This is a genomic window from Flavivirga jejuensis, assembly GCF_030540765.1.
GTDB lineage: Bacteria > Bacteroidota > Bacteroidia > Flavobacteriales > Flavobacteriaceae > Flavivirga > Flavivirga jejuensis.
The window spans coordinates 512,749-526,929 of sequence record NZ_JAUOEL010000003.1 but is presented as its reverse complement, the minus strand read 5'-3'; the positions used below and the strand labels follow the sequence as shown (position 1 = coordinate 526,929).

11 protein-coding genes are annotated in these 14,181 nt (G+C 34.1%); 9 read left to right on the top strand and 2 right to left on the bottom strand.

Annotated elements, in window-relative coordinates:
* Positions 1–89 precede the first annotated feature (89 nt).
* Complete coding sequence (locus tag Q4Q40_RS10805) at positions 90–914, bottom strand: universal stress protein (protein ID WP_303301806.1); 825 nt, start codon at positions 912–914, stop codon at positions 90–92.
* Positions 915–1,049: 135 nt separating this feature from the next.
* Here Q4Q40_RS10805 and rimP point away from each other — a divergent pair, with 135 nt between their 5' ends.
* The 7 genes from rimP (at position 1,050) to Q4Q40_RS10770 (ending at position 8,649) form a co-directional block, all read left to right on the top strand.
* Positions 1,050–1,511 (top strand): ribosome assembly cofactor RimP, encoded by a 462-nt coding sequence (gene rimP / locus Q4Q40_RS10800; protein WP_303301805.1) that lies wholly within the window; start codon positions 1,050–1,052, stop codon positions 1,509–1,511.
* Between the two features lie 12 nt (positions 1,512–1,523).
* On the top strand, positions 1,524–2,756 hold the full coding sequence (gene nusA / locus Q4Q40_RS10795) for a transcription termination factor NusA (protein ID WP_303301804.1): 1,233 nt from the start codon (positions 1,524–1,526) through the stop codon (positions 2,754–2,756).
* Between the two features lie 29 nt (positions 2,757–2,785).
* The gene (infB, locus tag Q4Q40_RS10790) at positions 2,786–5,683 is read left to right on the top strand and encodes a translation initiation factor IF-2 (protein WP_303301803.1); all 2,898 of its coding nucleotides are present in this window, start codon (positions 2,786–2,788) and stop codon (positions 5,681–5,683) included.
* A 187-nt stretch (positions 5,684–5,870) separates the two neighbouring features.
* Entirely contained in the window at positions 5,871–6,455 is a 585-nt protein-coding gene (locus Q4Q40_RS10785) for a phage tail protein (protein WP_303301802.1), read from the top strand.
* A gap of 443 nt (positions 6,456–6,898) precedes the next feature.
* A complete protein-coding gene (locus tag Q4Q40_RS24205; protein WP_437439724.1) occupies positions 6,899–7,000 on the top strand; it encodes a tail fiber protein in 102 nt (33 codons plus the stop codon).
* 360 nt (positions 7,001–7,360) lie between these two features.
* The gene (locus Q4Q40_RS10775; protein ID WP_303301801.1) at positions 7,361–7,948 is read left to right on the top strand and encodes a phage tail protein; all 588 of its coding nucleotides are present in this window, start codon (positions 7,361–7,363) and stop codon (positions 7,946–7,948) included.
* Positions 7,949–7,959: 11 nt separating this feature from the next.
* Positions 7,960–8,649 (top strand): T9SS type A sorting domain-containing protein, encoded by a 690-nt coding sequence (locus tag Q4Q40_RS10770; protein WP_303301800.1) that lies wholly within the window; start codon positions 7,960–7,962, stop codon positions 8,647–8,649.
* Positions 8,650–9,098: 449 nt separating this feature from the next.
* On the opposite strand, the gene Q4Q40_RS10765 is transcribed toward Q4Q40_RS10770, so the two are convergent.
* On the bottom strand, positions 9,099–9,491 hold the full coding sequence (locus Q4Q40_RS10765; protein WP_303301799.1) for an SPOR domain-containing protein: 393 nt from the start codon (positions 9,489–9,491) through the stop codon (positions 9,099–9,101).
* 217 nt (positions 9,492–9,708) lie between these two features.
* Here Q4Q40_RS10765 and Q4Q40_RS10760 point away from each other — a divergent pair, with 217 nt between their 5' ends.
* Both Q4Q40_RS10760 and Q4Q40_RS10755 read left to right on the top strand, forming a co-directional pair.
* A complete protein-coding gene (locus Q4Q40_RS10760) occupies positions 9,709–11,007 on the top strand; it encodes a c-type cytochrome (protein WP_303301798.1) in 1,299 nt (432 codons plus the stop codon).
* Positions 11,008–11,070: 63 nt separating this feature from the next.
* A complete protein-coding gene (locus Q4Q40_RS10755) occupies positions 11,071–14,178 on the top strand; it encodes a TAT-variant-translocated molybdopterin oxidoreductase (protein WP_303301797.1) in 3,108 nt (1,035 codons plus the stop codon).
* Positions 14,179–14,181: the final 3 nt, after the last annotated feature.

Below are 14,181 nucleotides of genomic sequence, written 5' to 3'. Positions count from 1 at the left end.
CGAGGTAAGAAGGGTATAAAAACCGAACTAAGATATATCTAGTAAAAAAGTCTTTCGTGAGAAAGACTTTTTGTTTTGTTAGAGCAGCGTTATATCTTAAAAGTAATCACAGGGCGTTTTGCATGATTCACCAAATCCTCACTAATGCTGCCATTAAAGAAGTGAGAAATACCTTGTCTGCCATGGGTGCTCATTCCGATTAGATCCGCTTTAATAGATTGCGAAAAATTCATGATCCCTTTTTCAATACTAATATCATTATAAATATTAATTGTGTAATTAGAGAAATTAAAAGCTTCAACAAATTTTTTCATTCTGTCTTCCGATCTTGCAGAGGTCATAAATTTATTAGGCGTATTGACCATGAGCAGATGCATTTTAGCTTGTAACATGTTGGCAAGATCAATAGCTTTTTTATAAGTTGCTTTGCTTTCATCTTTAAAATCTGATGCGAATACGAAGTCATTAACTTTAAAGGTTTTGTGCTCATTTTTTACAACTAAAACAGGGGTTTCAGATGTGCGAACCACTTTTTCGGTATTGCTGCCAATAAGCATTTCTTTTAAGCCGCTAACACCATTAGAACCCATAATAACTAAATCTATATCGTGTTTTTTACAAATATGAAAAACACCTTTAAAAATCTCATGAAATTGAACGGTTTCATGTATTGTTAAGCCCGTTAGGTAATCATTCGTTTTTAATTCTTCAAACTGCTTATGTGCTAGTTTCATAAAATAAACAGCCTCGGGTAAATTGCTGTAAGAGCTTAAAGCATCAATTTCCTGCAGCGGTATTTCAAGTATATGTAATAAATAAATTTCGCAGTTATATTTTCTTGCTAATTGACCTGCTACTTTTAAAGCGTTTTCGGCTTGATCTGAAAAATCAGTCGGAACAAGTATATTTTTCATAATTTAACAAGTTATACGTATCTAAATTTATGAAATATTTCTTTAAAAATCAATAAAATATATATATATTTGCACCGTTGAAAGGCGAAATTTAATAAATGAGGGGACGGAAAGTCCCCTCTTTTTATACTAAAAATGTTTAAAAGTACTGTTGCAGATTTACTAGAGACTGCGTTAATTGAAAGACCAGATTTATTCCTTATAGATTTTTCTATTGAAGGAGATAATCAAATTAAGATAACTATAGACGGCGATAGTGGCGTTTTAGTTGAAGATTGTATGTTTATTAGTAGAGCCATTGAGCATAACCTTGATAGAGAAGATCAAGATTTTTCTTTAGAAGTTATGTCTTCAGGAGCAACATCGCCTTTAATTCACAAAAGACAGTATAAAAAGAATTTAAACAGAGTGCTTAATGTGAAGACAACTTCTGATGAATTAGAAGGAACACTTACAGAAGCAACAGATGGTGAAATTAGATTAGAATGGAAAGTTAGGGAGCCAAAACCTGTAGGTAAAGGTAAAGTGACTGTAAAAAAAGAAGCGAATATCGCTTACGGAAATATTGTAGAAGCAAAAGTTATGATTAAATTTTAATTCAAAAGAGTTATGGAAAATGTCGCGTTAATTGAATCTTTTTCAGAATTCAAAGACGATAAGCTAATTGACAGAGTAACGTTAATGGCAATTTTAGAAGATGTATTTAGAAGTGCCTTAAAAAAGAAGTATGGCGACGATGATAATTTTGATATAATTGTGAATCCTGATAAAGGAGATTTAGAAATATGGAGAAATAGAGTAGTAGTTGCAGATGGAGAAGTTGAAGAATCAAATCAGGAAATTTCTTTATCAGAAGCTCAAAAAATTGAACCAGATTTTGAAGTAGGAGAAGATGTATCTGAAGAAGTAAAGCTTATAGATTTAGGAAGAAGAGCCATTTTAGCTTTACGTCAAAACTTAATTTCTAAAATTCATGAGCATGATAATACTATAATATATAAACAATTTAAAGATTTAATAGGAGAAATTTATACAGCAGAAGTACATCATATTCGTCACAGAGCAGTTATTCTGTTAGATGATGATGGTAACGAAATTGTATTGCCAAAAGACAGGCAAATACCTTCAGATTTCTTTAGAAAAGGAGATAATGTAAGAGGCGTGATTGATTCTGTTGAGCTTAAAGGAGCTAAGCCAACTATTATAATGTCTAGAAGCTCTCCTGCGTTTTTAGAGAAATTGTTTGAACAAGAGATTCCAGAAGTTTTTGATGGCTTAATTACCATTAAAAATGTGGTTAGAATTCCTGGGGAAAAAGCAAAAGTAGCGGTAGACTCTTATGATGATAGAATAGATCCTGTTGGAGCTTGTGTTGGTATGAAAGGTTCCAGAATTCATGGTATTGTTCGTGAATTAGGTAACGAGAATATTGATGTTATTAATTATACAAATAATTTACAACTATACGTTACAAGAGCATTAAGCCCAGCAAGAGTTACTTCAATAAAATTAAATGAAGAGACTAAAAGAGCAGAAGTTATTTTAAAACCAGAAGAAGTAAGTAAAGCGATTGGTCGAGGCGGACATAATATCCGTTTAGCTGGTCAATTAACTGGTTACGAAATAGATGTATTTAGAGAAGGCGCTGAAGAAGATGTGGAATTAAGAGAGTTCTCTGATGAAATAGAAGCATGGATTATTGATGAGTTTAGTAAAGCTGGATTAGATACTGCAAAGAGTATTTTAGAGCAGGAGGTAAACGATTTAGTAAAAAGAACAGACTTAGAAGAAGAAACAATTAATGAAGTTATTAGAATTTTAAAAGAAGAATTCGAAGAATAACATATATTTGAGTATTTTAAAGGCGATTTATGGCTGAAACAATTAGATTAAATAAAGTATTACGCGAGCTTAACATCTCTCTAGATCGTGCTGTAGAATTTTTAGATTCTAAAGGTATAGAAATAGAGAAAAGACCCACTACGAAAATTTCAGAAGAAGTATATACTGTCCTTTCTAATGAATTTCAAACAGATGCTAGTAAAAAAGTAGCATCTAAAGAGGTTGGTCAAGCTAAAATAAAAGAAAAAGAAGTGTTGCGTGAGCAACGCGAGCGTGAGCTTGAAGAGAAACAAAAGGTGACAGCCAGAAAGGGAGAAATTGTTAAAGCTGCTGCGGCACTTTCAGGGCCTAAGAAAGTTGGAAAAATTGATTTAGAACCTAAAAAGAAAAAGCCCGAAACCGTTTCCAAGAAAACTGAAAAAGTTGAAGAGGTTGCAGAACCTGTTAAAAAAGAGGTTAAAGTAGAGCAGCCTGTAAAAGAAGAGGTTGTAAAACCTGTTGCCAAAGAGGAGGTTAAAGTTGAACCTGTAGTTAAGGAGAAGGTCAAAGCAGAAGCTGTTGTTAAGGAAAAGGCTGAACCAAAAGTTGAACCTGTTGTTAAAGAAAAAACTGAATCAAAAGTTGAGCCTGTTGTTGAGGAGAAAGTTGAAGAAAAGCAGGTAGTAAAACCTAAGAGGGAGATTATAAATGAAGAAGGAGAAGTCCTTCCTGATGAAAAGGTAGAAACAAAGTATAAAAAACTTACAGGTCCAAAAATAGCTGGTGATAAAATTGATTTATCTCAATTTAATAAGCCAAAGAAAAAGAAAGAAGAAAAGAAACCTGAAGCTAAAACAGGAGAAGCAGGCGCTGCAAATAAGAAAAAGCGTAGACGTATTAGTAAAGTTGGAGGTCCTCAAGCAGGAAACGGTCAAGGTAATAGATCTGGTGGAGGAAGACCTGGTGCAGGAAGATCAGGAGGAAATGATAGATTTAAAGGTAAACCTGGACAAGGACGTCGCAATATCGTTAAAGAAGAACCTAGTGAGGAAGATGTAAAAAAACAAGTGCGTGAAACACTTGAAAAACTTCAAGGGAAATCTTCAAAAGGTAAAGGCGCAAAATATAGAAGAGATAAAAGAGATCAACATAGAGAACAAACAGAGATTGATCAACAAATAGAAGCAGCAGAAAGTAAAATTCTTAAAGTTACAGAATTTGTTACTGCAAGTGAAGTTGCAACTATGATGGATGTCTCTGTAACTCAGATTATTTCTGCATGTATGTCATTAGGTATGATGGTAACAATGAATCAGCGATTAGATGCTGAAACATTATCTATTGTAGCAGATGAATTTGGTTACCAGGTAGAATTTGTAACAGCAGATATAGAAGAATCTATTGAAGAAGTTGTAGATAACGAGGCAGATTTAAGACCGAGAGCACCTATTGTAACTGTAATGGGACATGTAGATCATGGAAAAACATCGCTTCTGGATTATATAAGAAAGGAAAATGTTATTGCAGGAGAATCTGGAGGAATCACACAACATATTGGAGCTTATGGTGTAGAACTGGAAGGCGGACAAAAAATAGCGTTCTTAGATACACCAGGTCACGAGGCCTTTACGGCGATGCGTGCACGTGGTGCTCAAGTTACAGATATTGCTATTATTGTAGCTGCTGCAGACGATGATATCATGCCGCAAACTAAAGAAGCCATATCTCATGCTCAAGCAGCTGGAGTTCCTATTGTTTTTGCAATTAATAAAATTGATAAACCAGATGCAAATCCAGAGAAGATTAAAGATGGATTAGCACAAATGAATCTTTTAGTTGAAGATTGGGGTGGAAAAATTCAATCCCATGATATTTCTGCTAAAGTTGGTACTGGTATAAAAGAATTGTTAGAAAAAGTATTGCTTGAAGCCGAATTATTAGAGCTTAAAGCAAATCCAGATAAACAAGCTGTTGGTACAGTAGTAGAAGCATTCTTAGATAAAGGACGTGGTTATGTATCGACTATTTTAGTACAGGCAGGGACACTACGTGTTGGTGATTATGTACTAGCAGGTAAAAATAGTGGTAAGGTAAAAGCCATGCATGATGAACGTGGAAACGATGTTGCTGAAGCGGGGCCTTCAACACCAGTATCTATATTAGGACTAGATGGAGCGCCACAGGCAGGTGATAAGTTTAATGTATTTGCAGACGAAAGAGAAGCAAAACAAATTGCATCAAAAAGAGCACAATTACAACGTGAACAATCTGTTAGAACGCAACGTCATATCACGCTTGATGAGATTGGTCGTCGTATAGCACTTGGTGATTTCCAAGAATTGAATATCATCCTTAAAGGAGATGTGGATGGTTCTGTTGAGGCATTAACAGATTCATTCCAAAAATTATCTACTGAAGAAATTCAAGTTAATATCCTACATAAGGGTGTTGGAGCGATTACAGAAAGTGATGTGTTATTGGCTTCTGCATCCGATGCCATTATTGTTGGATTTAATGTACGTCCAGTTGGAAATGCCAGAATGATTGCTGATAAAGAAGAGATCGACATTAGAACATATTCTATTATTTACGATGCTATTAACGATCTTAAAGATGCGATGGAAGGTATGTTATCTCCAGAGCTTAAAGAAGAAATCACAGGTACTGCAGAGATTAGAGAAATATTTAAAGTCTCTAAAATTGGAAGTATCGCTGGTTGTATGGTAACTAATGGGAAAATACTTAGATCATCAAATGTTCGTTTAATTAGAGATGGTGTGGTCGTTTATACAGGTGAATTAACTTCTTTAAAACGATTTAAAGATGATGTTAAAGAAGTAACAAAAGGTTTCGATTGTGGTATGCAAGTTAAAAACTATAATGATATTAAAGAAGGTGATATCATCGAATCCTTCCATGAAGTTGAAGTTAAAAAGAAACTTAAATAATATGTACTATTTTCATTGATTCTGTTGTTTCAGAATCGTAACGAAAAATATAAGAGGCGACCAATTTGGTCGCCTTTTTTATGTCTTCTATATAACGTTAAATAGTATTTTTTTTACAAATATGTATTTACGTAAGATTTTATTTGCATATATTTGAAATAACTAACTAACAAAATCTTATATTATTATGAAAAAATCTATTACTATTTTTAGTTTACTATTATTTTTCTTCTTAAATAATAATGTTAATGCGCAAGAAGCATACCTTGGAGATATTAAGTTAACGGCCATTTCGTTTGATCAACGAGGTTGGGTGTCTTGCGAAGGGCAATTACTGCCAATATCTCAAAATACAGCATTGTTTTCTTTATTAGGAACAACTTATGGTGGAGATGGTCGTACTACATTTGGGTTGCCAGATTTAAGAGGTCGTGTACCTATGGGAACAGGCACTGGTGCAGGGCTTAGTTATAGAAAACAAGGACAAAGGGGAGGATCTGAAAGAAATGTGTTAGATGTTTCTCAAATGCCAACACATTCTCATGCAGTAAATGCTGTTGTTGAAGATGGTAATCAATCTGTTCCAACAAATCATTTGTTAGCAGGAACCAAAGCATTTGATATGGAATATTCTAGTACAGCACCTAATACAACGATGAATCCATTGATGATTAGTAGCTCGGGAGGAAATCAATCTGTAAATAATTTACAACCTTATTTAGTGCTAAGATATGTAATCTGTATTCAAGGGTTGTTTCCATCGCGTAGTTAATAAAATTAACAACTTCGAATACTATGTTTACTTGTCATGTTCAAGATTGGAGTGTCATCAAAAAGTTTAAGTGAGCTGGTTGATATCTTTCTCAATCCCGCTAGTTGATTTATTAGTACAGATTAATTCGAAAAAGGAGTTAAAGCCTGTGATAATTTATGATATAACTAAAAAAGAGGTTTTTTAGTAAACGTGACAATTTAAAACGAGTAGATCTCTCTCTATTATATAAAAGACTTTACTTTTTTAAAGTTAGAATTTTTAGATGAAGATATTGGAATAAATAAAATGATAATAGTTAATCAATGATATTAAAGCGACTTCTGGTAAAAGAGGTCGCTTTTTTATTAGAAATAATTTTGATAGATTGTTGGTGTAAAAGTTTGATTAAAAAACCATTATGAAAATCAAAGACTCAGTTTCAACATTATTTTTTATACTAAATAATTAATAGCACATTAAGTGCTCAAGAGCCCTTTCTAGGAGAAATTAGAATGTTTGCAGGTAATTTTGCTCTAAGAAGTTGGGCTTTCTGTGATGGGTAAACATTACAAATAAGTCAAGTATTCTGCATTGTTTTTTTGTTAGAAACCACTTATGGTGGTATAGTAGAGCAATATTTAATTTACCAGACCTTATAGGAAGAACTCCTGTTCATGTAGAACAAGGAAGAGACTTAAAATATAAAAACAGCCTAGAGTTTTTTTATTGTTTTGTCGGGTTATATATGTTTTCTGAAAACCCTATATAATTCCTCTTCTTAAGCATGTAAGTGTCTAATTACAAATAAGTTTGAAGTGTTTTTTTTAGTACTTGTTAGTTGAAACAAGTACTTTTTTTTATTTTAAAAGCATATCTTGCATCTGCTAATTTTAAAAATATTATTAAACTCTAACCTATTAATTATGAAAAAAACAATTAAAGTTTTAACCTTATTCCTATGTTTATGTTTTGCAAATACTATTAATGCCCAAGAAGCATACCTTGGAGATATTAAGTTAACGGCCATTTCGTTTAATCAACGAGGCTGGGTGTCTTGCGAAGGGCAATTACTGGCAATATCTCAAAATACAGCATTGTTTTCTTTATTGGGAACAACTTATGGTGGAGATGGTCGTACTACATTTGGATTACCAGATTTAAGAGGTCGTGTGCCTATGGGAGTAGGTTCAGGACCAGGACTTCCAAGCTATAGAGAAGGTCAAAAAGGTGGTTCTACAACAAACACATTGACAGTTGCCAATTTACCAGCACATAATCATACTGTAAATGCAGTTCTAGAAGATGGTAATCAATCTGTGCCAACAAGTAATTTACCAGCAGGAACTAAGCTGTTAGATAAGGAATACTCAGACGCATCTGCAGCTAATACAACTATGAATTCTGGAATGATTAATAATACAGGAGGGAGCCAAGCTGTAAACAATATGCAACCTTATACTGTTGTAAGATATGTTATTTGTACATCAGGGCTTTTTCCATCTAGAAATTAAAACTACTTGTTATGAAATTATATATAAAAATAATTTTTTTTTTAGGTTTTTGTGTGCCCTGCTTTTCCCAAATCATATTCAATGGAGCGCATCCATTATTAGAAGATCAAAGTTATGTTTTTAATTTTGAGGCAATAGATGCCACGGGAAGAAATAGCTACTCAACAATACCTATAGATGGCGGTCAACCATGCAGTGGTATTGGCATTTGCGAATTAAGAATAGCATGGAATGATATGGATAGCCAATGGGAAATGTTGGCAGATGATGGTAATGGCGGGTTTTCTTCAACATTTTTAATATTTAAGAATACTGAAGCTTCAACTCCAAACCCTCCTAGTTTAACATTAGGCAGTTGGGATGAGAATCTCGCAATTACGGAAGGCAAAGCTGGAGGTAATTTAACAACTTTAAATGCAACTTTTACTGGAAATGTTCAAGATACAACAACCCTAGGTTTGCCAGATTTAGCTTTGAACGACCTAGTTAACGTGTTTCCTAACCCAGTAAATTCAATATTATATATCCATTCAAATAAAGATATAACTCAAGTGAGGATTTATGATATAACAGGAAAAGAGGTTTTAGTAAGATCTAATAACTTAAAAGAAATTGATGTATCCCAATTGTACAAAGGACTTTATTTCTTGAATATTAAAATTGATGATTACGATATTACAGAAAAAATAACAATTAATTAAATGAAATGGGCTGTCTAAAAAGTATCATTCTAAATGCAATGAAGAATCTGTAAGAATTTTAATGTTTTGATTTTTAGATAAAGTAAGGTGTTTCGCTCTGCTCTGATAAAGCTTTGAACAAAATAGAATGACTATGTCATTAAGAAAGCTAGCGAAAACAAAATATATTTTGTTTGAAGATATAAGCGAAGCTTACGACTGAAGAATCTAAAACAGTATTACTTTACTCTAGTACAGATTTAATGCTCACTAATAGGTATAAAATGTAATAGTTATATGAATCTTTAATTTTCATTAGATGTAATAAAGTATAGAGAGACTCTTCAACTCTGACAATTATCGGAATGTTCTGAATGGTATTAGCCTTTTGCAAACATAGGATGATAAAGGTCATCACTTTTAGACAACCTCTTTTATTTATATCTTTTGTTGAAATCTAACTATTAGCTTTACTTTTTTTTAGGCTTAAAGATAAAAGCACTGGGAAATTTTCTTTTAACCCTTTTTAAAGCTCTGTCGGCTTCTAAACGAGATCTAAAATTACCTGCCCAAATTTTAAAATTTGGTGATTCATAGTGTTTGGACGGTCTCCAATCTGAAAATGAATTACTAAATTCGTTTTGAGCGTTTGTAGCACCAGAACGATTCCCAGAATAAATTTGTATTTTATATCTGTCAGGATTGTCTACATTTTTATTCATCTTTTTCTTGGTATCTAATAAAGTAGCTATGTTTTTGTCCTGATTTATAGTGACATTACCTTGTTGAGCTAAACAACAAATTGAAGTGGTTGCAAAACAAACAATGGTCAAAAAACTAATTTTTAGATTCGATGATTTCATATATTTAAATTATATTTATACAAATGTATACGTTATAAACTTATATTGCGGTTCTTTTTGTTATTTAGAATTTGTCTAAATTATCAATTACGGTTCTGTAACATTTCTAAAATCGACTTTAAGTATTACTTTTGCCTGAGATTTTACGATTATGGTTTTTTTTATTATTACATGAAAAAAATCATGTTAAAGTTAAGAAGTTAATTTAACCAAAAATATGGAAAAGGTGATTCACCGCAAATTAGGGAAAAACACTCTTTGTTTAGGCTTAACTATTTTATTAGCGTTTACAATTTCTCTTTCTGCTCAAGAAGGAGATCCAGCAAAAGGAAAAGCTTTATTTAATGCCAATTGTGCAGCCTGTCATCAATTAGATAAAAAAATGACGGGGCCTGCATTGCGTCATGTAGAGCAACGTTTAGCAGATGAGCAAGGTTTGGATAGAGATTGGGTTTATGCTTGGGTTCGTAACAGTGCAGGCGTAATAAAATCAGGAGATGCATACGCTAACAAGATTTATAATGAGTATAGCAGTGCTGCGATGACAGCATTCCCGCAATTATCTGATGATGATTTAAATAATATTTTAGCATATACTGCACAAGAAAAAGCAGCGCCACCTGCTGCAGCTACTACTGCAGGGGCTCAGCCGACTGCTTCAAGTTCAGGAGGTATTTCAAACGAAATTATTTTAGGAGCTTTAGCTATTTTATTTATACTATTAGCTGCAGGGCTATATATAGTAAACAAAACATTACGTCGTTTTGCTTCAGCCCAAAATATAGATATACCAGAAGCTACAAAAAGAACGCCTTTGTGGAAAGCCTTTATTAAGAATCAATTCTTAATGTTGGTGACAGCTATATTCTTTTTATTAGCGAGTGCTTATTTTATATTTGGATATTTCATGCAAATTGGTGTTGATCAAGGGTATGAGCCAGTGCAGCCAATACATTATTCGCACAGAATTCATGCAGGTGATAACGGTATCGATTGTAAATACTGTCACTCTTCTGCTAGAGTAAGTAAAACGTCTGGGATTCCTTCATTAAATGTATGTATGAATTGTCATAAATCTATTTATGAAGTGGCACCAGAAACTTTGGCTGAAGGAAAACAGATAGGTGTAGATTACAATGCCGAAATTCAAAAGCTATATAAAGCTGCAGGATGGGATGATGCCAATCAAAAATATACAGGAAATTCACAGCCAGTAAAATGGGTGCGTATTCACAACTTACCAGATTTTGTTTATTTTAACCACTCGCAACACGTTTCTGTTGCTGGAGTTGAATGTCAAACATGTCACGGTCCTGTTGAAGAGATGGAAGTAATGTATCAACATGCGCCATTAACAATGGGTTGGTGTATTGAGTGTCATAGAACAACAAATGTGAATGTAAAAGACAATGCCTACTACACGAAGATACATGAAGAATTATCTAAAAAGTATGGTGTAGAAAACTTAACAGCTGCTCAAATGGGTGGATTGGAATGTGGTAAGTGTCACTATTGATATTATTTTCGTCAAAAACGGAAAACTTTAAATAATAAATAAGAAGTAATTCAATTATATAATATGTCATCAAACAAGAAATACTGGAAAAGTGTTGAAGAGCTAAACGAGAATAGCTCTATTGTTGAGACGCTAAAACAAAACGAGTTTGTAGAAGAGATTCCTACTGATGAATTTTTAGGTGATAAAGAAACATTAGAAGAAACATCTACAACGCGTCGCGATTTCTTAAAATATGTAGGTTTTAGTACAGCTGCTGCATCATTAGCAGCTTGTGAAGGTCCTGTTAAAAAATCTATTCCTTACATTGTACAACCAACAGAGATTATTCCAGGTGTCGCTAATCATTATGCAACAACCATTGCAAATGGATTTGATTTTGCTAGTGTTTTAGTTAAAACTAGAGAAGGTCGTCCAATTAAAATTGAAAATAATAACTTGGCAACTACTAATGGTAGTGCTAATGCCAGAGTGAATGCTTCGGTTTTAGGTTTGTATGATAGCTTAAGAGTTCAAGGGCCAAAGAAAGCAGGTGAGTCTATTTCTTGGAGTAATTTTGACTCTGAAACAAGTCAGAAATTAACAGAATTAAGTGCTGCTGGGGAAGCGATTGTGTTACTAACACAAACATTTGCAAGTCCATCTACAAGCAAGTTGATTTCGGAGTTTAAAGAAAAATATGGTAATGTTCGTCACGTAGTATACGATGCTGTTTCAGAATCTGCTGCATTAGACGCTTACCAAGCTAAGTATGGCGAACGCGGATTAGCAAATTACGATTTCGCTAAAGCAATGACTATCGTTTCTGTTGGAGCAGATTTCTTAGGAGATTGGCAAGGAGGCGGTTTTGATGCTGACTATTCTAAAAACAGAGTGCCAGATCACGGTAAGATGTCACGTCATATTCAGTTTGAGTCTAACATGTCTTTAACAGGAGCAAATGCAGACAAACGTGTGCCATTAAAACCTAGCGAGCAAAAATTAGCATTAGCTAAATTATATAGTTATGTAGTTGGAGGTTCTGTTTCTGGAACATTGCCAGAACATATTGAAGCAGCAGTTAAAAATGCGGCGTCTCAATTAAAGAAGGCTGGAAGTAATGGTTTGGTTGTTACAGGGATTCAAGATGTAAACGCACAAACAGTTGTTTTAGAAATAAACGAAGCTTTAACTAGTAGAGCGTTTGATAAAACAACACCTATTAAAACAAGACAAGGTAGCGATGCGGCAGTAACTAAGTTAGTTGCCGATATGAAAGCTGGAAATGTTGGCGCACTTATTATGAGTGGTGTTAATCCTGCTTATAGTTTACCAAATGCTTCAGACTTTGTTGACGGATTAAAGAAAACAAAATTATCTGTAGCGTTTTCAATGAAAGTTGATGAAACGTCTTCAGAAACACAATACATTGCAGCAGCACCTCATTACTTAGAGTCTTGGGGAGATGTTGAACTTAAAAAAGGACATTACGGGTTAATGCAACCAACCATTCGTCCTTTATTTGATACCAGACAATTTCAAGAAGCCTTATTAAAATGGACAGGAAACGATGTTTCTTACCATGATTATATAAAGGATACTTGGGGAACAGGAATATTAGGTGGTGGTTCTTTTAACAGAGCATTACACGATGGTGTATTTGTTGGTACTATTGCTACTGAAACTGTTGAGACAGCTGAGGCCTCAAACACAGACACAGAAGAAACTGCTGAAATACCTTCAGGAAATGCAGCAAGAACTTTAGCAGCATCTGCAAAAAACGAAGGGTCAGAATTAACATTATATACCAAAGTAGGTATGGGAGATGGGCAGCAAGCCAATAACCCATGGTTACAAGAGTTTCCAGACCCTATTACAAGAACATCCTGGGATAACTACTTAACGGTTTCTAAAGCTGATGCAGATGCATTAGGTTTAATAAATCATCATGTTGCTAATGGCGCATTAAATGGTAGTTATGCTAAAGTGACTGTAAATGGTGTGTCTGTTACCGCTCCAGTAATGATTCAACCAGGACAAGCTAAAGGTTCATTCGGTTTATCTTTTGGGTATGGTAAAACTTTAGGTTTAAAAGAAGAGATGCAAACAGGTGTTAATGCGTATGCATTATACCAAAACTTTAATACCGTACAAAACGTAACAATTGAGAAGGCTGCTGGTGAGCATGAATTTGCTTCCGTACAGTTGCATAACACCTTAATGGGACGTGGAGATATCATTAAAGAAACAAATTTAGAGATCTTCAATACTAAAGATAAGAAGCATTGGAATGCCGTTCCTATGGTATCTTTAAATCATGAACCAGTTCCAGTAACATCACCAGAAGTTGATTTATGGGATGAGTTTGATCGTTCAATTGGACATCATTTCAATCTATCTATAGACTTAAATGCCTGTACAGGATGTGGTTCTTGTGTAATTGCTTGTCATGCTGAAAATAATGTACCTGTAGTTGGTAAAACTGAAGTACGTCGTAGCCGTGATATGCACTGGTTACGTATTGATAGATATTATTCATCTGAAACATCATTTGAAGGCGATAATACTAAGAAGGATAATATATCTGGATTAGGAAGTTCATTAAGTGAATTTGGTGAAATGGAAAATGCTTCAGATAACCCTCAAGTAGCATTCCAACCAGTCATGTGTCAACATTGTAACCACGCACCTTGTGAAACTGTATGTCCAGTGGCAGCAACATCACACGGTCGTCAAGGTCAAAATCATATGGCATATAACCGTTGCGTAGGTACTAGATATTGTGCAAACAACTGCCCTTATAAAGTACGTCGTTTCAACTGGTTCTTATATAACGGAAATGATGAGTTCGATTATCATATGAATGATGATTTAGGACGTATGGTATTAAACCCAGATGTAGTAGTACGTTCTCGTGGTGTTATGGAAAAATGTTCTATGTGTATTCAAATGACACAAAAAACAATTCTTGATGCAAAACGTGACGGGCGTGAAATCAAAGATGGTGAATTCCAAACAGCATGTTCTGCAGCTTGTAGCAGTGGCGCTATGATATTTGGAGATATCAATGATAAACAAAGCGAAGTTGCAAAACTTAAGGAAGATAACCGTATGTATCACTTGTTAGAAAGTGTTGGGACAAAACCTAATGTGATCTATCAAACGAAAGTGAGAAATACAACTGAAGCATAAAAT

What these genes read in the sequence shown, in the direction of transcription:
- Q4Q40_RS10805 (WP_303301806.1), bottom strand. Translation starts at nt 914, where the DNA reads ATGAAAAATATACTTGTTCCGACTGATTTTTCAGATCAAGCCGAAAAC.
- rimP (WP_303301805.1), top strand. Translation starts at nt 1,050, where the DNA reads ATGTTTAAAAGTACTGTTGCAGATTTACTAGAGACTGCGTTAATTGAA.
- nusA (WP_303301804.1), top strand. Translation starts at nt 1,524, where the DNA reads ATGGAAAATGTCGCGTTAATTGAATCTTTTTCAGAATTCAAAGACGAT.
- infB (WP_303301803.1), top strand. Translation starts at nt 2,786, where the DNA reads ATGGCTGAAACAATTAGATTAAATAAAGTATTACGCGAGCTTAACATC.
- Q4Q40_RS10785 (WP_303301802.1), top strand. Translation starts at nt 5,871, where the DNA reads ATGAAAAAATCTATTACTATTTTTAGTTTACTATTATTTTTCTTCTTA.
- Q4Q40_RS10775 (WP_303301801.1), top strand. Translation starts at nt 7,361, where the DNA reads ATGAAAAAAACAATTAAAGTTTTAACCTTATTCCTATGTTTATGTTTT.
- Q4Q40_RS10770 (WP_303301800.1), top strand. Translation starts at nt 7,960, where the DNA reads ATGAAATTATATATAAAAATAATTTTTTTTTTAGGTTTTTGTGTGCCC.
- Q4Q40_RS10765 (WP_303301799.1), bottom strand. Translation starts at nt 9,491, where the DNA reads ATGAAATCATCGAATCTAAAAATTAGTTTTTTGACCATTGTTTGTTTT.
- Q4Q40_RS10760 (WP_303301798.1), top strand. Translation starts at nt 9,709, where the DNA reads ATGGAAAAGGTGATTCACCGCAAATTAGGGAAAAACACTCTTTGTTTA.
- Q4Q40_RS10755 (WP_303301797.1), top strand. Translation starts at nt 11,071, where the DNA reads ATGTCATCAAACAAGAAATACTGGAAAAGTGTTGAAGAGCTAAACGAG.